Origin of the sequence: Klebsiella sp. JN_Kp127, assembly GCF_040062505.1 — a bacterium.
Lineage (GTDB): Bacteria > Pseudomonadota > Gammaproteobacteria > Enterobacterales > Enterobacteriaceae > Klebsiella > Klebsiella quasipneumoniae.
Map to the genome: position 1 here is coordinate 101,926 of NZ_JBEAHS010000031.1, position 19,762 is coordinate 121,687.

A 19,762-nucleotide genomic window follows, 5' to 3' on the forward strand; every position below is an offset into this window, starting at 1 on the left:
TATTCCGCAGTATGTCGCAGATTTGTAACGAAGTGGCAGAAGAATGATTGCGGCGCAGAGGCGGCGAATTTATAATAAAAACCGGTTCTAAATTTTATAAAACAGTTACGACGAGGTGATAAATGGCAGGTGCAGATTTGGATAAACAGCCAGATTCTGTCTCTTCGGTATTGAAGGTTTTCGGCATCCTGCAGGCGCTGGGTGAAGAGCGTGAAATTGGCATTACCGAACTGTCCCAGCGCGTCATGATGTCGAAAAGCACCGTTTATCGCTTTTTACAGACCATGAAATCACTGGGCTATGTGGCGCAGGAGGGAGAGTCTGAGAAATACTCCCTCACGCTCAAACTGTTCGAGCTGGGCGCGCGCGCGCTGCAGAACGTCGATCTGGTGCGCAGCGCCGATATTCAGATGCGGGAACTCTCCCGCCTGACGAAAGAGACTATCCATCTCGGCGCGCTGGATGAAGACAGTATTGTTTACATTCACAAGATTGATTCAATGTATAACCTGCGGATGTACTCGCGTATCGGCCGTCGCAACCCGCTGTACAGCACCGCGATTGGCAAGGTTCTGCTGGCGTGGCGCGATCGCAGCGAAGTGGAGCAGATCCTTGACGGCGTGGAGTATAAACGCAGCACCGAGCGGACCATCACCAGTACCGCTGAGTTGCTGAAGGTGCTGGATGGCGTTCGCGAGCAGGGGTATGGCGAAGATAACGAAGAGCAGGAAGAGGGGCTGCGTTGCATCGGGGTTCCGGTATTCGACCGTTTCGGCGTGGTCATCGCCGGGCTGAGTATCTCTTTCCCGACCTTACGTTTCTCTGAAGAACGTTTGCATGAATATGTGGCGATGCTGCACCAGGCGGCGCGCAAGATTTCTGAGCAGATGGGATATAACGACTACCCCTTCTGACACGGCGCTGAAGCATTCGGCGACCGCGGCGCTATCGTCGCGGTCGCCGGTTCGATCTTAGCCGTTATCGACGACGGTTGCGCTTTTACGCAGCAGCGGGCAGCTGCTGACGCCGATCACGCCGCTATTGGAATGCACATAAAGTGCGGTACTGACCCCACGGGCGGTGAGGTATTGACACTTCAGGCCCAGACCGCCGACGTTTTCTTCACTGTGGAATAATACCCCGTAGCCGCTTAATAATACGCCAATCCATAAGATAGCCACTACGACAATAGTACGAATGATTAATCGCATTGATGCCTCATTATTTGTAAGATCCTTGCCGTGATTTTGACACGAACACGTTTTGAAACAAGTCGATGATTCCTAAACTTGCCTTTCGTATTACAGTTAGCCGCGGTTTAAGAAGGCCGTGTTATCCTGGCGACATAAAGTACTGATGCGGAGAGTGGAGTGAAAAAATTACGGTGGGTTTTACTGATAGTCATCATAGCAGGCTGCCTGTTGCTGTGGACTCAGATGCTTAACGTAATGTGCGACCAGGATGTTCAGTTTTTCAGCGGCATTTGCACTATCAATAAATTTATCCCGTGGTAAGACATTTTTCTGACGACTGATTTCCTTCTGCGCCGCGGGTGGTAGAATGAACGCCTTCTCTTTGAGGTGGTGAAATGAGTGAGTTACTAAATCCTGGGATCTTAAATCTGGCATCGCTGGCCGTGTCTGTGGCGCTGCTGCTTGTCGGTCTGTTGTTATGGTTCTTCGTCAACCGCGCCAGCTCGCGGGCGAATGAGCAGATAGAACTGCTGCAGGCGCTGTTGGATCAGCAAAAGCGGCAGAATGCGCTGCTACGTCGCCTGTGCGAAGCCAGTGCGCCGGAAAAAGAGGACGTGGCTGAGCCGACCGTCGCCGGTAAGGCGAAAGGGGAGGACGAGTTTATCCGCCTGGTGGCAGAGCGCTAAGTACCTCGACAGGTGTGCATCATAAGATGCGCACCTGCATGATAGCGGGCGGTAATATCTTATTCTTATTCCATTATTCCTTTCTCAATGTACTATCCCCTTTTTTACACGCTGTAAATAAAGTGATCCCCGCCGCGTTTATTGTTGGATAACGTGACGCTGTCATCTTTTTTTCATTATTAAGGTGCAGAATTAGCACTATTTTTAGCGTGACGACTAACAGGTTTTATTATCACTACACTGGCGTGGCTTTAGCGATTTTTCGTCTGGGGTTATAACGAATTTTGCGCATCAATATTCATCACGGCCCGCCAGTCGCCTGTATACTGGCAGTTCGTATACGGACATACCTGGACGAAGCGAAGTTGTTGAGCTATGGTAAAAAAGTTGCCGTTACCGGGCTGCGCTCTTGCGTTATTGATAAACGCCATAGCGCCTTGCCAGGGGCGACAAACACGCATAAATGTGCAGGCGATCAAAGGATTACCTTATAATTTGTGCGAACGATCGAGACACGTTTAAAAATGGCTTGCCATTATTTACTTAGTGTGTGATAACACCTTTCGGGTTAAACGAGGTACAGTTCTGTTTATGTGTGGCATTTTCAGTAAAGAAGTCCTGAGTAAACACGTTGTCGTTGAATACCGCTTCTCTGCCGAACCTTAAATTAGTGCCTCATGCAGTTATGTGTCAGTTTTATCTATGTAAACGCCAGCAGGCGAAGAAAACAGTCTAAGGAATTTTGCAAATGGCAAAGATTAAAGGTCAAGTTAAGTGGTTCAACGAGTCTAAAGGTTTTGGTTTCATTACTCCGGCTGATGGCAGCAAAGACGTGTTCGTACACTTCTCCGCTATCCAGGGTAACGGCTTCAAAACTCTGGCTGAAGGCCAGAACGTTGAGTTCGAAATTCAGGACGGCCAGAAAGGTCCGGCTGCAGTTAACGTAACTGCTATCTGATACAAGACCACTCTTCTTGTATAAAAGCCTCGCCTGCGCGGGGCTTTTGCGTTTTTATTGCAAAGCATGTCATTTTTCCCCCTCTCGTCGCGTCTTGTTGCAAATACTCAACTTTATTAGCATTGTGTAGCAGTCTGTTTTGCTAATTTTCTGTTAAATCAGTTGGTTGCAAAACAATGCCGGAGCTATGGTGCTAAATAAAAAAATGAAGTCCGCCGCCAGCTTTACCCCGATTCGTTTCGGGTTACTCTGCGTGGCCATACTCGGTTGTCTGGGACTGCTATTGGCCCGCGTGGGCTGGCTGCAGATTATTTCCCCCGATAATCTGGTAAAACAAGAGGATATGCGTTCTCTGCGCGAAGAGCCCGTTGCGGTTGAGCGGGGGATGATCACCGACCGGGAAGGACGACCGCTGGCGGTGAGCGTTCCGGTCAGCGCAATCTGGATCGACCCGCAGACCACCATGGAGAAGGGCGGCGTCGGCTACGGACCCCGCTGGCAGGCGATGGCCGAAGCGCTGCATCTCAACCTCGGGGAACTGGCCCAGCGGGTACAGAGCCATCCCCACGCCCGCTTTCTCTATCTGGCGCGGCAGATCAATCCCGAGCAGGCGGCGTGGATTGATAAACTGCATCTGCCAGGCGTCTACCTGCGCGATGAATCGCGGCGTTTCTATCCGGCAGGCCATGTGGCTGCCAATCTGCTGGGCTTTACCAATGTCGATAATCAGGGCATCGAAGGGGTGGAGAAAAGCTTCAACGCCCAGCTGACCGGTAAACCCGGGCGACGTCTGGTGCGGAAAGATAAACATGGCAATGTGATTGAGAACATTACCGAAGTACCGCCTGTGCCGGCGCATAATCTGCAGCTGAGTATCGATGAGCGCCTGCAGACGGTGACGGAAGATGCCCTCGACAACGCTGTTCGCTGGAATAAAGCCGAGTCCGGGGCGGCGGTGCTGATTAAAATCGATACCGGCGAGATCCTGGCGATGGCCAGCTATCCGGACTTCAATCCCAACAATCGCGATGCCGCAACGCTGGATGATTTTCGCAACCGGGCCATCAGCGATACCTTCGAGCCGGGGTCGACCGTCAAACCGCTGGTGATCATGACCGCGCTGCAGCAGGGGATTGTCCAGCCGGACAGCGTCGTGGACACTCATCCGTTTGTCCTCGACGGCCACCGTATCCGCGATGTCGGCTATTATCCGGAGCTGAGCCTGACCGGCATCCTGCAGAAATCCAGCGATACCGGAGTATCGCATCTCTCGCTCGCCATGCCGGTGCAGCATCTGATTGACACCTATACGGCTTTCGGCTTCGGCGAGCCGACGGGGTTGGGGTTGACCGGCGAAAGCGCCGGGCTGATGCCGCATCGTCGTTACTGGGGGCAACTGGATCGCGCCACCTTCGCTTTCGGCTATGGTTTGATGGTTACCCCGCTCCAGCTGGCGCACGTTTACGCCACCATCGGCGGCTTCGGCATACAACGACCGTTGTCGATCACCCGCATCGACCCGCCGGTGATTGGCACGCGCGTAATGCCGGAGAATATTGTTCACAGCGTGGAGCATATGATGGAGAGCGTGGCGCTCCCGGGCGGGGGCGGTACCAAAGCGGCGGTGCGCGACTACCGGGTGGCGGTAAAAACGGGGACGGCGAAGAAAATCGGTCCGGACGGCAAATATATCGACAAATATGTCGCCTATACCGCCGGCGTGGCGCCCGCCAGCCGTCCGCAGTTCGCGCTGGTTGTAGTGATGAACGACCCGAGCAATGGCTCCTATTACGGCGGGGCCGTTTCCGCCCCGGTATTCAGCCAGATTATGGGCGATGTCCTGCGGCTGGAGAACGTCATGCCGGACGGCATGCCACAAGGGGCGGAGAATCTGATCGTTATGCACGACAGCCACCCGCTGGCGCCGGCGCTGTAACAGTGGTCTGCAGGGGCGAATAGCGCTACACTTTCGCCCTTTCAGCGACACCGGAGCCGTCATGTCATACAGTTGCCCCCTTTGCCACGCGCCGCTCAGCCGTAGCGACAATCACTATTCCTGCCCGCAGCGGCACCAGTTCGATCTGGCGAAAGAGGGGTACGTCAATCTGCTACCGGTGCAGTTCAAACGGTCGCGCGATCCCGGCGACAGCGCTGAGATGATGCAGGCCCGTCGGGCGTTCCTCGACGCCGGGCATTATCAGCCGCTGCGGGACGCTATCGCTGAGCGACTGCGGCACGCTGCCCCTCAGGCATTACTGGATATCGGCTGCGGCGAAGGCTATTACACCCATGCATTTGCCGCCATCGCCAGCCGCAGCTGGGGGCTGGACGTGTCGAAGCCGGCAATCCGCGCGGCGGCGAAACGCTATCCGCAGGTGAATTTTTGCGTCGCCTCCAGCCAGCGGCTGCCATTCTCCGATAATAGCTTCGATGCGGTGGTGCGCATTTACGCCCCCTGCAACGCCGGTGAGCTGGCGCGGGTGGTGCGGCCTGGCGGATGGGTGATCACTGCCACGCCGGGACCCCGCCATCTGCTGGAGCTGAAAGGGCTGATTTACGATGAGATCCGCCTGCATGAGCTGAAGACGGAAGCGATGCCGGGGTTCCGCCTGGATGCTCAGCAGCAGCTGGCTTATCCGATGACCCTGACGGGAAGTGAAGCGCAGGCCCTGCTGCAGATGACGCCGTTCGCGTGGCGGGCCAAAGCCGAAGTGCATGACGCGCTGCATCAGCAGGCGACCTTTGGCTGCCAGACCGATTTTATGATCCATTGCTGGCAGCGTGAGGAGTAAAGCTTAACCGGCGAAATGGCTCCAGAGAATTTCGCTGCCGATGCCAATCAGTACGATACCGCCGAGAATTTCGGCCCGTTTGCCCAGCAGCGGGCCGATAAAGCGACCCACCATGATCCCCAGCGTCGACATGATAAAGGTGGCGCAGCCGATCGCCAGCGCGGTGGTCACAATGCTGACCTGCAGGAAGGCCAGACCGACGCCGACGGCCATCGCGTCAAGGCTGGTGGCGAAGGCGGTGGTGACCAGCAGCCAGAAGCCATGCCGGCGAGGCGCCTCGCACGCCTCATCGCTATCGCCGCGAAGCCCTTCGACAATCATCCGCCCGCCGAGAAACACCAGCAGAATAAAAGCAATCCAGTGATTCCACTCGAGCACAAACTGGCTGGCCAGCATGCCCAGTCCCCAGCCGACTAGCGGCGTCAGGGTTTCAATGGCGCCAAAAATCAGCCCGGTGCGTACAGCTTCTGAGAATTTGGGTTTATGCAGGGTGGCGCCTTTGCCGATAGAGGCCGCGAAGGCGTCCATAGACATGCCGAAAGCGAGAAGAAGGGTTGCGGATAAATTCATGTGCCTGTCCTGACCGGGGATAATCCATATGACACATCGCTGCCCCCAGTAAATATACGCGGAGCCGCTCAATGGCTGAGCAATACGTACAGCAGTGATGTATCTATGGTCTCGCCTGATTGAATCACTTCAACCCGTACGTGCCACGTTTTGCAACGAGTATGTTGACACGTACATTTCCTGACGGGCAGGAAATCGGCTACTCCCCAACGACGGGCGCAACCTTAACATATTTTTAGAATATAAAACAATAACAGAAGAGGGCTATTTTAATAACCAAATGATAACGATTTTCATTTGAATTTATAAGTAAATAAATAGTTAATGAAAAACAGAAGGGCAGAGGGGGAAATATAGCCATGGCTATATAATTCCCCAGACGAAATCTGAAAAAACATAGCGTTGGCTATATTTTTAAATCATTGAGTTGAAACAAGAAGTTTGTATATTTTTTCCAGGTCGTCGATATTTCGTACGCGAATCAGCAGCCGCCGTTGCTCTAATTGCATCACCAGTACGCCGTCTTCGGATAAATTCATCTCTTTAATTCGCTGATATTCTATCCACACGTTGGCGAAGAAAAAGCCGCGCGGTTTAAAAATGATTTTCGGCGTACGGATCCAGAATAAATAGAGTCCCATCAGCGCCAGCGCAGATAATAGCCAGGTGGTGATCGCGGTGCCGTGCTGGGTGATGTTGTTATAGATCAGAATGGCGATGAGGCCGACAAAGATCATGCCGTCAACGCGGCTGCGGCGAAGCAGGGGGATGGCCAGCAGCACCGGGCCGTTGCGCCTCGGCATAATAAACTGGTCATACACCGCGTAGGCCAGTAGCGCAAGGATAAACAGGATGATCACCAGGTCCGTGAATGTCATTGCTTTGCGTTCCTCCTGATAAAAAAAAGCCGGGGGCAAGCCCCCGGCGTACAACCTGGAAATTACAGACCCAGCAGACCGACAGCGTAGCCCGCGATACCGATGACAAAGAAGCCAACGATGATCCACAGCGGGTTAACTTTCTTACGCAGCAGCCACATACAGGCGAAGGTCAACAGCAGCGGTACCAGGCCCGGCATCAGCTGGTCGAGGATCGTCTGCACCGTGGTGACGTGAACCTGTCCGTCAGAGCCGGTGATTTTTGACACCACCATCGGAATGTTCACGTGCGTCCACTTGTTAACCAGCGCCCCCATGACAAACAGGCCGAGGATTGACGCCCCCTCAGTCAGTTTCTGCAGGAAGCCGCCGCCCATATCTTTCACGATGTCCACGCCTTTGCGGTAACCGTAGGCGACGCCATAGTAGCGGGTCAGTAGTCGCACCGCGTTGAACAGGATAAAGAACAGCAGAGGTCCGAGCAGGCTTCCGCTCATCGCGATCCCGGCGCCTAAGGCCGCGAACACCGGACGCACCGTACCCCAGAAGATCGGGTCGCCGACGCCGGCCAGCGGCCCCATCAGACCGACTTTGATGCCGTTGATGGCGCCATCGTCAATCTCTGCGCCATTGGCGCGCTGCTCTTCCATCGCCAGCGTTACGCCCAGTACCGGCGCGGCAACGTAAGGATGGGTATTGAAGAACTCAAGGTGACGCTTAATCGCCTGCTTACGCGCATCGTTGTTCTCCGGGTAGAGACGACGAATCGCCGGAACCATAGAGAAGCAGAAGCCCAGCGCCTGCATACGTTCGAAGTTCCATGAACCCTGGAACAGGTTAGAACGAATGAACACGCCACGAATATCACTCTGAGTGAGTTTTTTCTCGGTGGTATTTTTAGTCATATCAACCATTTCGCTCACCTGTTAGTCCAGTTCGTTATCGAGATCGTTGTTACCAGCCGCCTGAGCCGGGGCACCGGCGACGCGGTTATATTTCGGGCTCAGCTGGATGTAGAGGATTGCCATGACCGCGCCAATCACGCCCAGGGCCACCAGGTTGAAGTTGGTGAAGGCGGCGGTGACGAAGCCGAGGTAGAAGAACGGCATCAGGTAGCCCGCGCGCATCATATTGATGACCATCGCGTAACCTACAACCACGATCATGCCGCCGGCGATGTTCAGGCCGCTGGTAACCACTTCAGGGATCGCATTCAGCAGGCCCTGGACTTCGCTGGTACCGACGGAAATGGCCACGATGACGGCCGGGATAGCGATACGCATCGCCTGCAGGAACAGGGATGAGACGTGCAGCCACGACAGGGCGGTCAGGTTGCCATTCTCCGCCGCTTTATCCGCTGCGTGCTGGAAGGCTACGGTGATGGTACGCACGATGATGGTCAGCACCTGGCCTGCAGCCGCCAGCGGGATAGCCAGCGCAATGCCGGCGCCGATGCTCTGATGGCCGGCAATAACCAGAACGGTGGAAATAATGGACGCCAGCGCGGCATCAGGGGCAACCGCCGCACCGATGTTCATCCAGCCCAGGGCGATCATTTCCAGCGTACCGCCGATGATAATACCGGTTTTCATATCGCCGAGAACGGCGCCGATCAGCGTACAGGCGACCAGTGGACGGTGGAACTGAAATTCATCAAGCACCGACTCCATACCCGCAATACACGCGACGATGAACACCAGCACAATCTGAAGAAGGGTAATCTCCATTGTACTTCTCCTGTTGATTAAGTCTTAAAGTGAAAACTGGGGCGCGATCGTCCGGGTTATTTATCAACCTTGGCGATCAGATCCATCATTTTCAGTTTCGGGTCGGTGGACACTTTACGTGCCTCCAGCTCGATACCGCGTGCGTTCAGCTTGTTAAACGCCTCAATATCTTTGGCATCGACCGAAATCGCGTTGTTAACCTGGGTTTTGCCCTGGCGGAACGCCATACCGCCGATGTTGACGCTGGTGATTTTCACGCCGCCCTCGACGACGCGCTCAACGTCGGTCGGGTTAGTAAACAGCAGCATCACGCGCTGTCCGGCGTACATCGGGTTGTTGTAGACGCGGATCATTTTGGCGACGTCCACCACGTGGGCGGTGACGCCCGGCGGCGCAACCTGGGTCAACAGGGTTTTGCGCACGGTATCCGCGGCGACTTCGTCGCTGACGACGATGATGCGGGTGACGTTGGTCTCTTTGGTCCAGCGGGTGGCGACCTGACCATGGATCAGGCGGTCGTCGATACGCGCAAGGCCAATGACCATGTAGTCATTCGGGCCCATCGGTTTGGCCGGGGCGGCGGCTTTTGGCGCCGCGGCAGGAGCGGGCGCAGGGGCCGCTTTTTCCACCGGTTTGGCCTTCAGCGCTTTCACGCCTTCGCTGCCGGTCTCTACCGCTAAGGCGACCAGCTCATCAAAGGAAGGATCGTCATCGCGGGCCATGAAGGTTTCCACCAGCATCGGGATGTTGACGCCGGCGATGACTTCGTAATGCTCTTTATCGACGACAATGCGGCTCGCAGCGTTGAACGGGCTGCCTCCCCATGTATCGACGAGAAACAGCACGCCTTTACTGGTATCCAGTTTTGCCAACTGGGCATTGTATTTCTCGATCAGCGTTTCGGCGTTTTCACCCGGAACGAAATCGATCCAGCCAACGTTTTCCTGCTCGCCCAACAGCATCTCTGCTGTTTTCAGCAGCTGTTCTGCAGCCCAACCATGTGTGCCTATTACAATAGCAATCGTCACTTGCTACCTCCTTTATTATCGTGAATGCATCATCTGCTTTGATACATCCTGAATCACTCTTGAGGACAAAATCGATTCAGTTAGGGTGTAAGATAGAAAATAGTTACTACCGCGAATTATTTTAGACAGTGAAAAAATAATTAATGTGATGAAGATCCGTTAATCAGGCATCGCCTGGTAATAATTTTGCAGCGCAAAAAATAGCCTTAGTTATTGCAAATTCAGGTAAATCTTTTCCAATTTCGATCTATATTTTGCTATGTTTAACTTCCGTTTAATTACTCAGGAGTATAGGGCATAGCCCGCAGTATGGACCGTCATCGACGTCTTTTCACTTTCTGGCACCTGGTTGCCACCTCCACGCATCACGCTTATCTCTCAGCATCTATTGTCGCGTCCGTGCATGACATGGCGATGACTGACGTTGCCGCTAACCGGAGTCGCACATGGAATTGTTAATGGATCCCTCAATCTGGGCCGGCCTGTTGACGCTTATCGTTCTGGAAATTGTGCTCGGTATCGATAACCTGGTGTTTATTGCCATCCTGGCGGACAAACTGCCGCCGAAGCAGCGTGATAAAGCGCGACTGATCGGCCTGTCGCTGGCGCTGGTGATGCGCCTGGGGCTGCTGTCGGTGATCTCCTGGATGGTGACGCTGACTAAACCGCTGATTACTATCGCCGATTTCTCCTTTTCCGGGCGTGACCTCATCATGCTGCTCGGCGGGATCTTCTTGCTGTTCAAGGCGACAACCGAGCTGCATGAACGGCTGGAAAACCGCCAGCATGACGCCGGGCACGGGAAAGGCTATGCCAGTTTCTGGGTGGTGGTACTGCAGATCGTGGTGCTGGATGCTGTCTTCTCTCTGGATGCGGTGATCACCGCGGTCGGGATGGTGAACCATCTGCCGGTGATGATGGCGGCGGTCGTGATCGCGATGATTATGATGCTGCTGGCGTCGAAGCCGTTGACGCGCTTTGTCAACCAGCACCCGACGGTGGTGGTGCTCTGTCTGAGCTTCCTGTTGATGATCGGCCTGAGCCTGGTGGCGGAAGGGTTTGGCTTCCATATTCCGAAAGGGTACCTGTACGCGGCGATCGGTTTCTCGATCATCATTGAGTTCTTTAACCAGGTGGCGCGCCGCAACTTTGTTCGTCACCAGTCGACGCTGCCGCTGCGCGCCCGTACCGCGGATGCGATCCTGCGCCTGATGGGGGGCCGTAAACAGGCCTCCGTCAACCATGACGCCGACAGCCCGGCGTCGGTGCCGGTACCGGAGGGCGCCTTTGCGGAAGAAGAGCGCTACATGATTAACGGCGTGCTGACGCTGGCTCAGCGCTCTCTGCGCAGCATCATGACTCCGCGCGGGGAAATCAGCTGGGTGGACGCTGAGCAGAGTGAAGATGAAATTCGCCGTCAGCTGCTTTCGTCGCCGCACAGTCTGTTCCCGGTCTGCCGCGGAGAACTGGACGAAATCATTGGCATCGTGCGGGCGAAAGAGATGCTGGTGGCCCTGGAGTCGGGCGAAAACGTCGCGGCGCTGGCCTCCGCCTCTCCGGCGATTGTGGTGCCTGAAACGCTGGACCCGATCAATCTGCTCGGCGTCCTGCGTCGCGCGCGCGGCAGTTTCGTCATCGTGACCAATGAATTTGGCGTGGTGCAGGGGCTGGTGACGCCGCTGGACGTCCTGGAAGCGATCGCCGGTGAATTCCCGGACGCCGATGAGACGCCGGAGATCGTTATCGATGGCGACGGCTGGCTTATTAAGGGGTCGACCGACCTGCATGCGCTGCAGCAGGCGCTGGGGCTGGATCCGCTGATCAATGACGATGAGGATATTGCCACCGTTGCCGGTCTGGTGATCTCCGCCAATGGCCATATCCCGCGCATTGGCGACGTGGTGTCGCTGCCGCCGCTGCATTTCACCGTGGTGGAAGCGAATGACTACCGGGTCGATCTGGTACGCGCGGTGGTCACCCGTCCGCCGAGCGACGAAGAAGAATAATCGTCCTGCGCGCCGGTCCCCGTGGGGGCCGGCGAGTTATTCTGTTGCCTCTTGACTGGCCAGCCACGCCGGGAACGCCTCCACCGGCATCGGCCGCGCATAATAAAACCCCTGCAGCACATCGACGCCGTGGTTTCTGAGGTAGCTTTCCTGCTCCAGCGTCTCCACCCCTTCGGCAACGGTAATAATATTCAGCCGGTTGGCGAGGGAGATAATGATATCGGTCACCGTGGCATTGACGCTGTCTATCCCCACCGAGCTGGTAAACGAGCGGTCAATCTTCAGCACGTCCGGGCGCAGTTTTTCCAGCCATGAGAGCGAACTGTTGCCGGTGCCAAAGTCATCGATCGCCAGCTGTACGCCTTTCAGGTGCAGATCTTCGGCCATATGCTGGTCGCCATCCTGCAGGACATCGCGTTCGGTCAGCTCGACCACCAACTGCTGTACCGGGTTCATGCTGAACCAGTAGTTATGCAGGTCATGCAGCAGTAAGCCGTTGGCGAAGTGGCGGGCAGCGACGTTAATGGCGATATGAAATTGGCGGTCGCTGGGAAAAACATCCAGACGGCGGGCGGTTTCGGCAATGACGTAGCGGGTGAGAGGGATGATCAGATTGTCCCCTTCGGCGATGGGAATAAACACCTCCGGCGAAATCGCTCCGCGGCGAGGGTTGTTCCAGCGCAGCAGGATCTCCACCCCGCAGCAGCGGCCGCTGCGCGCATCCTGCAGCGGCTGGCACCAGAGGGCAAACTCCCGGGCGGAAATACCGAGGCTTATCTCCCGCGAGAAGCTCATTCTTCCGGCGGTGGCCAGCCAGGCGATGCCGGTCATTAGCAGGCTGAAGATCAGCGCCAGCGGCAGCTCGCCGGGCAGTTCTTCGAGGGCGATTGTCGAGGCGCCAGGGCCGTTGATGTTGATGGTAAACGGAAACTCGCTAGAGCGTTGGCGATAAATCACCGTTCCCTGCGGGGTATGCGTTTTATCGAGAAGCCCATCGCGGCTGCTAAAATAACGATCGCCAACCTGCAGGCTGACGTCGCTTATCAGGGATGATTTTTCGTTGAGAATTAAGGTCCCCAGCAGCTCGATATTGACAATCAACATCACGCCGTCCTGGCCGCTTTCCGGGGTGGGGTACCACTGGATCAATACCGGCGTCCCTTTAAGCAGCGATTTTTCGGTTGAAAAGAGTAATAAAGGATGGGGGGCTGGCAGCGAGGGCTGCAGCTGGTGTAAATCCGCCTGCCGTTGCCCGAAAATACTCGAACAGTAAACGATACCGTCCGTCACGAGGACGACGGAACGAACGGTCTGCAACGAGGCTGCCATTTTGCGCAGGGTCAGATGGATATCCGGGCAGCGTTTGCCCACCAGAGGAAGCAGGGTGGTGCGCTCCGCGCTCAGCGGGCGCAGGATATTATTTAGCGCCGCCACCCGCTGGCTGGCGGCCGTGCGAATATAGTCTTCATTTTCGCTACGCTGCGAAATAAATCGGATGGCTAAGGTGGCGCCCAGGGTCACCAGGGCGACCAGCAGGCAGACTATAATGCGTTTGCGGCGATAGGCCGTAATGACTTTTTGTGCAGTCTGCATGTGCGACACCCTGTCGACAGGACGAGTGGTTAAGCGTGGCTTATTTAATAGAGCAATTGTAGTGGCAGAATATCGCCAGGTATAGAAAAAAGAAAATGCGCCACGGAGGGCGCATCAGGAAGGCAGGGGCTTTTAGTTACCCTCGCTCCGCGCCTGCGCCCCGGGAGGCGGCAGGCGAAAGCCAACATGTTAGTCACACTGAACTTTAATCGCCAGGCCGCCTCGCGAGGTTTCGCGGTACTTGGCGTTCATGTCTTTGCCGGTTTCGTACATGGTCTCGATCACTTTATCGAGCGAGACGCGCGGTTCGCTGGTGCGGCGCATCGCCATCCGCGCGGCGTTGATCGCTTTCACGGAGGCGATGGCGTTACGTTCTATGCACGGCACCTGTACCTGGCCGGCGACCGGGTCGCAGGTCAGGCCGAGGTTGTGTTCCATACCGATCTCCGCCGCCACGCAGACCTGCTCCGGGCTGGCGCCGAGCAGTTCAGCCAGACCCGCCGCCGCCATCGAGCAGGCGACGCCCACTTCGCCCTGACAGCCGACTTCGGCGCCGGAAATGGAGGCATTCATCTTGTACAGCGCGCCGATCGCACCGCAGGCCATAAAGTAGCGGATATAGATCTCGGGGCTGACGGATTCGATAAAGTGATCGTAATAGGCGAGTACCGCCGGAACGATGCCGCAGGCGCCGTTGGTCGGCGCGGTCACCACGCGACCGCCGGCGGCGTTCTCTTCATTGACCGCCAGCGCGAACATGTTGACCCAGTCAACGACGTTCATCGGATCGCTGGAGAGCTTATCGCTGGCCACCAGCAGACGACGCAGCGCCGAGGCGCGACGCGGCACGCGCAGCGGGCCAGGCAGCACGCCTTCGGTGTTCATGCCGCGGTCGATACAGGCGCGCATGGTCTGCCAGACATTAGCGAAATAGTCCTCGATCTCTTTTTTGCTGTGCAGCGCCAGCTCGTTCTGCATTACCATCCCGGAGAGCGACAGGCCGGTCTCTTTGCAGTAGGCCAGCATTTCCTGCGCCGATTTAAACGGGTAGGGCACCTGTAGTTCGTTGGCGTTTTCTTTGCCGAAGTGCTCTTCGTCGACGATAAAGCCGCCGCCAATCGAGTAATAGGTCTTGCAGTAGATCTCTTTCTCGCCGGCCCAGGCATGAATGGTCATGCCGTTTTCGTGCAGCGGCAGATTGTCGCTGCGAAAACGCATGCCGTCATCCGCCGGGAAGTCGACTTCGTGCTGACCGTTGGCCAGCAGCAGACGGCCGCGTGTCTCGACGTCACGGATAAATGCCGGTATCGCGTCTATATCGACCGTATCGGGCTGATTGCCCGCCAGTCCCATGATAATGGCGATGTCCGTATGGTGGCCTTTGCCGGTTAATGACAGCGAACCGTAGACGTCAACCGCCACGCGGGTCACTGCATTAAGCAATCCTTTTTCGACCAGGTCATCGACGAACTGTTTACCGGCCTTCATCGGGCCAACAGTGTGGGAAGATGAGGGACCAATCCCCACCTTGAACATGTCGAATAGACTAATCACGATAATACTCCTGACAGGGTTACCGCGGGTGCGGTAACGATGTAATAACTGCGCATAGTGTAAGAGGGAAGCGCCCTGTCAGTTCAACTATTCACATGAATTAAACTAATGGATAACCGCGATTTTACTAATAGTGAGAGCGCCCTCTCATAATCAGTATAGCTAAGGGCGCGCGCCTATCTGCAGCGCCAGCTCGCGAATGATCCCGGCGGTCATCCCCCAGACAAAATAATGCTGGTACCAGGAGAGCCAGACGCGGTGGTCGTTGCCCCGGCGGTGGATATCGAGCGGATGATAGCGCCCGAGGCGCAGGGCCTCGGCGAGCGGCATTTCAAATACCGCGGAGACTTCGTCCTGGCTGGCGTGATAGTGCAGATCCGGCGGAATAATACCCACCACCGGCGTCACCTGGAAGCCGGTGACGCTGTCCACCGGCGGCAGAACGCCAATCACCTCAACCGTCTCCGGCGGGATCGCCACCTCTTCCTGGGCTTCGCGCAGAGCGGCGGCGATAAGGGTCGCATCAGTATTATCTACCGCCCCGCCGGGAAAGGCGACCTGGCCGGCGTGCTTGCGCAGCAGCGGCGAGCGCTGGGTCAGCAGCAGGCCAGGCTGCGGCCGGCGCACGATCGGCACCAGTACCGCCGCCTGCCGCTGATTGAGCGCATGGCGCGAAGGCTGAGGGCGCAGCAGCTGGAAGCGGGACAGAAAATCATCCAGATTGAGGGCGTGGTCCGCCATGGTCTAGTTCTCCAGTTGGTGCAGGATACGATTAACTTTATCAAAAGTTTCCTGATATTCCGCATCTTCCTCGCTGTCCGCGACGATACCGCCCCCGGCGGAGCAATACAGTTGCCCCTGCCAGGCCGTCAGGGTGCGAATGGTGATGCTGGTATCCATATTGCCGCAATAGCTCAGATAGCCGACGCTCCCGCACCAGGCGTTACGTCGCTGGGGTTCCAGTTCATCAATAATCTCCATCGCCCGTACCTTCGGCGCGCCGGTGATCGACCCTCCGGGGAAGGCGGCGCGCAGCAGATCGCTGGCATGAAGCGTCGCCGGCAGGCGGGCGGTGATGGTGCTGACCAGATGATGGACCGCCGGGAACGGCTCCACGACGAACAGCTCGGGGACCCGCACGCTGCCCGGGACGGCGACGCGGCCGATGTCGTTGCGCATCAGGTCGACAATCATTAAATTCTCAGCGCGGTCTTTCGGCGAGTTCGCCAGCTTCTCCGCCTGCTGCGCATCCGCCAGCGGCGAATCGAGCCGCGGCAGGGTGCCCTTAATCGGGCGCGTCTGGATCTCACCCTGGCGGAGCTGAATAAATCGCTCCGGTGACAGGCTTAAAATCGCCCCTTCCGCAAGGCGGATGAAGGCGCTAAAGGGGGCGCGGTTGGCGGCGTTCAGCTGGCGGAAGGCCTGCCATTCATCCCCGACGTAGCGGGCCTGAAAACGCTGGGCGAGGTTGACCTGATAGCAGTCACCGCTGCGCAGATAGGCCTGCACCTGACGAAATTTCTCGCCATACTGCTGGCGGTTCATATTTGACTGCCAGGCCGAGGTCAGGGCGAAGGTTTCACCCGGCGCCGGCGTTTGCGCCTCCAGCCACTGCAGACGCTGCTGCGGGTCGTCATAGCTGAGCAGCGACACCTGCTGGCGCTGATGGTCGACGATCAGCGCCCAGTCATAAATCCCCACCGCCATATCCGGCAGCGCGATATCGGCCTGCGCGGCAGCGGGAAGTCGCTCAAAACGGCGGCCCAGATCGTAACCGAAAAGCCCCAGCGCGCCGCCAAGAAACGGCAGATCCTCATGGGGCTGCGGCGTGAACGGCTGACGATCCAGCTGCTGCTGAAGCAGTTGCAGCGGATCGTCAGCCGAGACACAAACGGTCTCGCCGTCATCGATCCAGGTCTGTTCACCGCGCGTCAGCAACGTGGCGCGCGGGGCCGCCACCAGAATATCAAAACGGTTATGCGGATGGTCGGCAAAGCCGGAATGCAGCAGCATCGCCCAGGGCGTGGCGCTTAACGGCGTAAAATAGTATTCGGCGGCATCCGGGCGCCAGGGCAGGGTAATAATCGCGGGGGACAACATCTTTCTCGATCCTGAACGTTACCGTCCCTCTGGCGTAGGCGGGGACGGCGTGAAATAATTACGCCCCACAATGTAGCAGGAGTACAAGATGTTTGCAGGTTTACCTTCGCTGAGCCACGAGCAACAGCAAAAAGCGGTCGAACGTATCCAGGAACTGATGGCCCAGGGGATGAGCAGCGGCCAGGCGATTGCCCTGGTGGCGGAAGAGCTACGCGCGACTCATACCGGCGAACGGATCGTCGCGCGCTTTGAAGATGAAGACGAAGACGAGTAATTACACCGCGGCGATGATTTTGATCTCAACTTTATATTGCGGGTTCATCAGCGTCGCTTCCACCGTGCAGCGCACCGGGGCGTGACCGGCTACCACCCAGGCGTCCCAGGCTTTATTCATCGCCGCAAAGTCGCTTTTGTCGGCAAGGAAAATAGTGGCGTCAAGAATACGCGACTTGTCGCTGCCCTGTTTTTCCAGCACCGCGTCAATCTGCGCCAGGGTGTTGGCGGTCTGCTCGAAGGCATCGGCATCAAGATTCGCCGGTACGCCGGTGTAGTAAAGGGTCTGATTGTGGATCACCACATCTGACCAGCGGGCTTCGGCATCAATACGCGTAATTGTCATTTCTCATTCCTCTTTGAGCATTCCATTCGGCAGCGGCAAGACTGCCATAATGTTCCGCTCGCGTCACTACCCGGACTGGCGAAACGCCGTCCTCCCTGACATAATCACTGTCCAAATAACCAGGGGGCAATGTGATCGACGATTTTGCAGCAGACGGCCAGCTAGCCAAAGCCATACCGGGATTTAAACCGCGCGAGCCGCAGCGCCAGATGGCGGTGGCGGTCAGCGAAGCGATTACGGCCTCCCGGCCGCTGGTGGTGGAAGCGGGGACCGGAACCGGTAAAACCTACGCTTACCTGGCGCCGGCGCTGCGGGCGAAAAAAAAGGTGATTATCTCCACCGGGTCGAAAGCGCTGCAGGATCAGCTCTACAGCCGCGATCTGCCCACCGTCGCCACAGCGCTGAAATTCACCGGCAAACTGGCGCTGCTAAAAGGGCGCTCCAACTACCTGTGCCTCGAACGCCTGGAACAGCAGGCGCTGGCGGGCGGCGATCTGCCGGTGCAAACCCTCAGCGACGTGATCCTCCTGCGCTCCTGGTCGAACCAAACCCAGGATGGCGATATCAGCACCTGCGCCAGCGTGGCGGAAGATTCCCAGGCCTGGCCGCTGGTCACCAGCACCAACGATAACTGCCTTGGCAGCGACTGTCCGCTGTATAAAGATTGCTTCGTGGTGAAGGCGCGTAAAAAAGCGATGGACGCCGACGTGGTGGTGGTCAACCATCATCTGTTTCTTGCCGATATGGTGGTCAAAGAGAGCGGCTTTGCCGAACTGATCCCCGAGGCGGAGGTGATGATTTTCGACGAAGCCCATCAGCTGCCGGATATCGCCAGCCAGTACTTTGGCCAGTCGCTCTCCAGCCGCCAGCTGCTGGATCTGGCGAAAGACATCACCATTGCCTACCGCACCGAACTGAAAGACACCCAGCAGCTGCAAAAATGCGCCGACCGCCTCGCGCAAAGCGCCCAGGATTTTCGCCTGCAGCTGGGGGACCCGGGCTACCGCGGCAACCTGCGCGAGCTGCTGGCGGACAGCCACATTCAGCGGGCGCTGCTGCTGCTCGATGATGCTCTTGAACTGTGTTACGACGTCGCCAAACTTTCGCTGGGGCGCTCGGCGCTGCTCGACGCCGCCTTTGAGCGCGCCACGCTTTATCGCGGGCGTCTGAAGCGGCTGAAAGAGATCAATCAGCCGGGCTACAGCTACTGGTATGAGTGCACCTCGCGCCACTTTACCCTTGCGCTGACGCCCTTGACCGTGGCCGAGAAGTTTAAAGAGGTGATGGCGCAGAAGTCGGGAAGCTGGATCTTTACCTCGGCGACGCTGTCGGTAAATGACGATCTCCACCACTTTACCGCCCGGCTGGGGATCGACGAGGCGCAGACTCTGCTGCTGCCTAGCCCCTTTGACTATCAGCATCAGGCGCTGCTCTGCGTACCGCGTAATCTACCGCTGCCGAACCAGCCCGGCGCGGCGCGCCATCTGGCGGCCATGCTTAAACCGCTGATCGAGGCTAACGACGGTCGCTGCTTTATGCTGTGTACTTCGCACGCCATGATGCGCGATCTGGCGGAGCAGTTCCGCGCCACCATGACCCTGCCGGTGCTGCTGCAGGGGGAGACCAGTAAAGGCCAGCTGCTGCAGCAGTTCGTCAGCGCCGGCAACGCCCTGCTGGTGGCCACCAGCAGCTTCTGGGAAGGGGTCGATGTGCGCGGAGACGCGCTGTCGCTGGTGATCATCGATAAGCTGCCGTTTACCTCGCCGGACGACCCGCTGCTGAAAGCGCGGATGGAAGATTGCCGGCTACGCGGCGGCGATCCGTTCGATGAAGTGCAGCTCCCGGACGCGGTGATCACCCTCAAGCAGGGGGTGGGCCGGCTGATCCGCGATATCGACGACCGTGGGGTGCTGGTTATCTGTGACAATCGGCTGGTGATGCGCCCTTACGGCGCGGTGTTCCTGGCCAGCCTGCCGCCCGCGCCGCGGACCCGCGATATCCGCCGGGCGGTGCGCTTCCTCGCCGTGCCGCCGGCAAGGTAATCCGCCCTAAAATGTG

General features: G+C 57.3%; 20 protein-coding genes and 1 pseudogene. 10 read left to right on the forward strand and 11 right to left on the reverse strand.

Features of this window, described 5'->3' with window-relative positions; translation table 11 throughout:
- Positions 1-122: 122 nt before the first annotated feature.
- The gene (kdgR, locus tag ABLV04_RS08935) at positions 123-914 is read left to right on the forward strand and encodes a DNA-binding transcriptional regulator KdgR (protein ID WP_004203369.1); all 792 of its coding nucleotides are present in this window, start codon (positions 123-125) and stop codon (positions 912-914) included.
- Positions 915-971: 57 nt separating this feature from the next.
- Here the strand turns inward: kdgR and ABLV04_RS08940 are convergent, their stop codons facing one another.
- A complete protein-coding gene (locus ABLV04_RS08940; protein WP_023290223.1) occupies positions 972-1,211 on the reverse strand; it encodes a YobH family protein in 240 nt (79 codons plus the stop codon).
- Positions 1,212-1,370: 159 nt separating this feature from the next.
- Between ABLV04_RS08940 and mgrB the strand changes: the two genes are divergently transcribed.
- From mgrB to rlmA, 6 genes and pseudogenes are all read left to right on the forward strand, one after another.
- Entirely contained in the window at positions 1,371-1,514 is a 144-nt protein-coding gene (gene mgrB / locus ABLV04_RS08945) for a PhoP/PhoQ regulator MgrB (RefSeq protein WP_002911375.1), read from the forward strand.
- A 74-nt stretch (positions 1,515-1,588) separates the two neighbouring features.
- Positions 1,589-1,879 carry a YebO family protein gene (locus tag ABLV04_RS08950; RefSeq protein WP_023290222.1) on the forward strand — a complete coding sequence of 97 codons (291 nt, stop codon included), beginning with the start codon at positions 1,589-1,591 and terminating at the stop codon, positions 1,877-1,879.
- Between the two features lie 591 nt (positions 1,880-2,470).
- Positions 2,471-2,542: pseudogene (locus tag ABLV04_RS08955) on the forward strand (DUF2627 domain-containing protein); the annotation flags it as partial.
- Between the two features lie 85 nt (positions 2,543-2,627).
- On the forward strand, positions 2,628-2,837 hold the full coding sequence (cspE, locus tag ABLV04_RS08960; protein ID WP_001062678.1) for a transcription antiterminator/RNA stability regulator CspE: 210 nt from the start codon (positions 2,628-2,630) through the stop codon (positions 2,835-2,837).
- Positions 2,838-3,024: 187 nt separating this feature from the next.
- The gene (gene ftsI, locus ABLV04_RS08965) at positions 3,025-4,773 is read left to right on the forward strand and encodes a peptidoglycan glycosyltransferase FtsI (RefSeq protein ID WP_032428912.1); all 1,749 of its coding nucleotides are present in this window, start codon (positions 3,025-3,027) and stop codon (positions 4,771-4,773) included.
- A gap of 61 nt (positions 4,774-4,834) precedes the next feature.
- Positions 4,835-5,629: a 23S rRNA (guanine(745)-N(1))-methyltransferase gene (gene rlmA, locus ABLV04_RS08970; RefSeq protein WP_180265580.1), complete on the forward strand. Its 795-nt coding sequence runs from the start codon at positions 4,835-4,837 to the stop codon at positions 5,627-5,629.
- A 3-nt stretch (positions 5,630-5,632) separates the two neighbouring features.
- Here the strand turns inward: rlmA and mntP are convergent, their stop codons facing one another.
- The 5 genes from mntP to manX all read right to left on the reverse strand — a co-directional run bounded on the left by mntP (position 5,633) and on the right by manX (position 9,832).
- A complete protein-coding gene (mntP, locus tag ABLV04_RS08975; protein ID WP_023290219.1) occupies positions 5,633-6,199 on the reverse strand; it encodes a manganese efflux pump MntP in 567 nt (188 codons plus the stop codon).
- Between the two features lie 419 nt (positions 6,200-6,618).
- Complete coding sequence (locus tag ABLV04_RS08980; RefSeq protein WP_023290218.1) at positions 6,619-7,077, reverse strand: DUF986 family protein; 459 nt, start codon at positions 7,075-7,077, stop codon at positions 6,619-6,621.
- A 62-nt stretch (positions 7,078-7,139) separates the two neighbouring features.
- Positions 7,140-7,991 carry a PTS mannose transporter subunit IID gene (locus ABLV04_RS08985; RefSeq protein WP_004145526.1) on the reverse strand — a complete coding sequence of 284 codons (852 nt, stop codon included), beginning with the start codon at positions 7,989-7,991 and terminating at the stop codon, positions 7,140-7,142.
- A gap of 12 nt (positions 7,992-8,003) precedes the next feature.
- Positions 8,004-8,804 carry a PTS mannose/fructose/sorbose transporter subunit IIC gene (locus tag ABLV04_RS08990; protein WP_004203359.1) on the reverse strand — a complete coding sequence of 267 codons (801 nt, stop codon included), beginning with the start codon at positions 8,802-8,804 and terminating at the stop codon, positions 8,004-8,006.
- A 56-nt stretch (positions 8,805-8,860) separates the two neighbouring features.
- Entirely contained in the window at positions 8,861-9,832 is a 972-nt protein-coding gene (gene manX, locus ABLV04_RS08995) for a PTS mannose transporter subunit IIAB (protein ID WP_004203357.1), read from the reverse strand.
- Positions 9,833-10,278: 446 nt separating this feature from the next.
- On the opposite strand from manX, the gene yoaE reads away from it, so the two are divergent.
- Positions 10,279-11,838 carry a CNNM family cation transport protein YoaE gene (gene yoaE / locus ABLV04_RS09000; RefSeq protein ID WP_023290217.1) on the forward strand — a complete coding sequence of 520 codons (1,560 nt, stop codon included), beginning with the start codon at positions 10,279-10,281 and terminating at the stop codon, positions 11,836-11,838.
- A gap of 36 nt (positions 11,839-11,874) precedes the next feature.
- On the opposite strand, the gene ABLV04_RS09005 is transcribed toward yoaE, so the two are convergent.
- From ABLV04_RS09005 to pabB, 4 genes are all read right to left on the reverse strand, one after another.
- On the reverse strand, positions 11,875-13,431 hold the full coding sequence (locus ABLV04_RS09005; RefSeq protein ID WP_135732549.1) for an EAL domain-containing protein: 1,557 nt from the start codon (positions 13,429-13,431) through the stop codon (positions 11,875-11,877).
- Between the two features lie 189 nt (positions 13,432-13,620).
- Complete coding sequence (sdaA, locus tag ABLV04_RS09010) at positions 13,621-14,985, reverse strand: L-serine ammonia-lyase (RefSeq protein ID WP_004203344.1); 1,365 nt, start codon at positions 14,983-14,985, stop codon at positions 13,621-13,623.
- A gap of 162 nt (positions 14,986-15,147) precedes the next feature.
- Positions 15,148-15,726: a CoA pyrophosphatase gene (locus ABLV04_RS09015; protein WP_023290215.1), complete on the reverse strand. Its 579-nt coding sequence runs from the start codon at positions 15,724-15,726 to the stop codon at positions 15,148-15,150.
- 3 nt (positions 15,727-15,729) lie between these two features.
- The gene (gene pabB / locus ABLV04_RS09020) at positions 15,730-17,085 is read right to left on the reverse strand and encodes an aminodeoxychorismate synthase component 1 (protein ID WP_064157411.1); all 1,356 of its coding nucleotides are present in this window, start codon (positions 17,083-17,085) and stop codon (positions 15,730-15,732) included.
- 88 nt (positions 17,086-17,173) lie between these two features.
- Here pabB and ABLV04_RS09025 point away from each other — a divergent pair, with 88 nt between their 5' ends.
- The gene (locus tag ABLV04_RS09025) at positions 17,174-17,359 is read left to right on the forward strand and encodes a YoaH family protein (RefSeq protein WP_004203339.1); all 186 of its coding nucleotides are present in this window, start codon (positions 17,174-17,176) and stop codon (positions 17,357-17,359) included.
- Here ABLV04_RS09025 and ABLV04_RS09030 read toward each other — a convergent pair whose 3' ends face one another.
- Positions 17,360-17,704, reverse strand: coding sequence for a RidA family protein (locus tag ABLV04_RS09030; RefSeq protein WP_002910910.1), 345 nt, complete (start codon positions 17,702-17,704; stop codon positions 17,360-17,362).
- Between the two features lie 131 nt (positions 17,705-17,835).
- Here ABLV04_RS09030 and ABLV04_RS09035 point away from each other — a divergent pair, with 131 nt between their 5' ends.
- Complete coding sequence (locus tag ABLV04_RS09035; protein WP_110237388.1) at positions 17,836-19,746, forward strand: ATP-dependent DNA helicase; 1,911 nt, start codon at positions 17,836-17,838, stop codon at positions 19,744-19,746.
- The last annotated feature ends 16 nt before the right edge of the window (positions 19,747-19,762 follow it).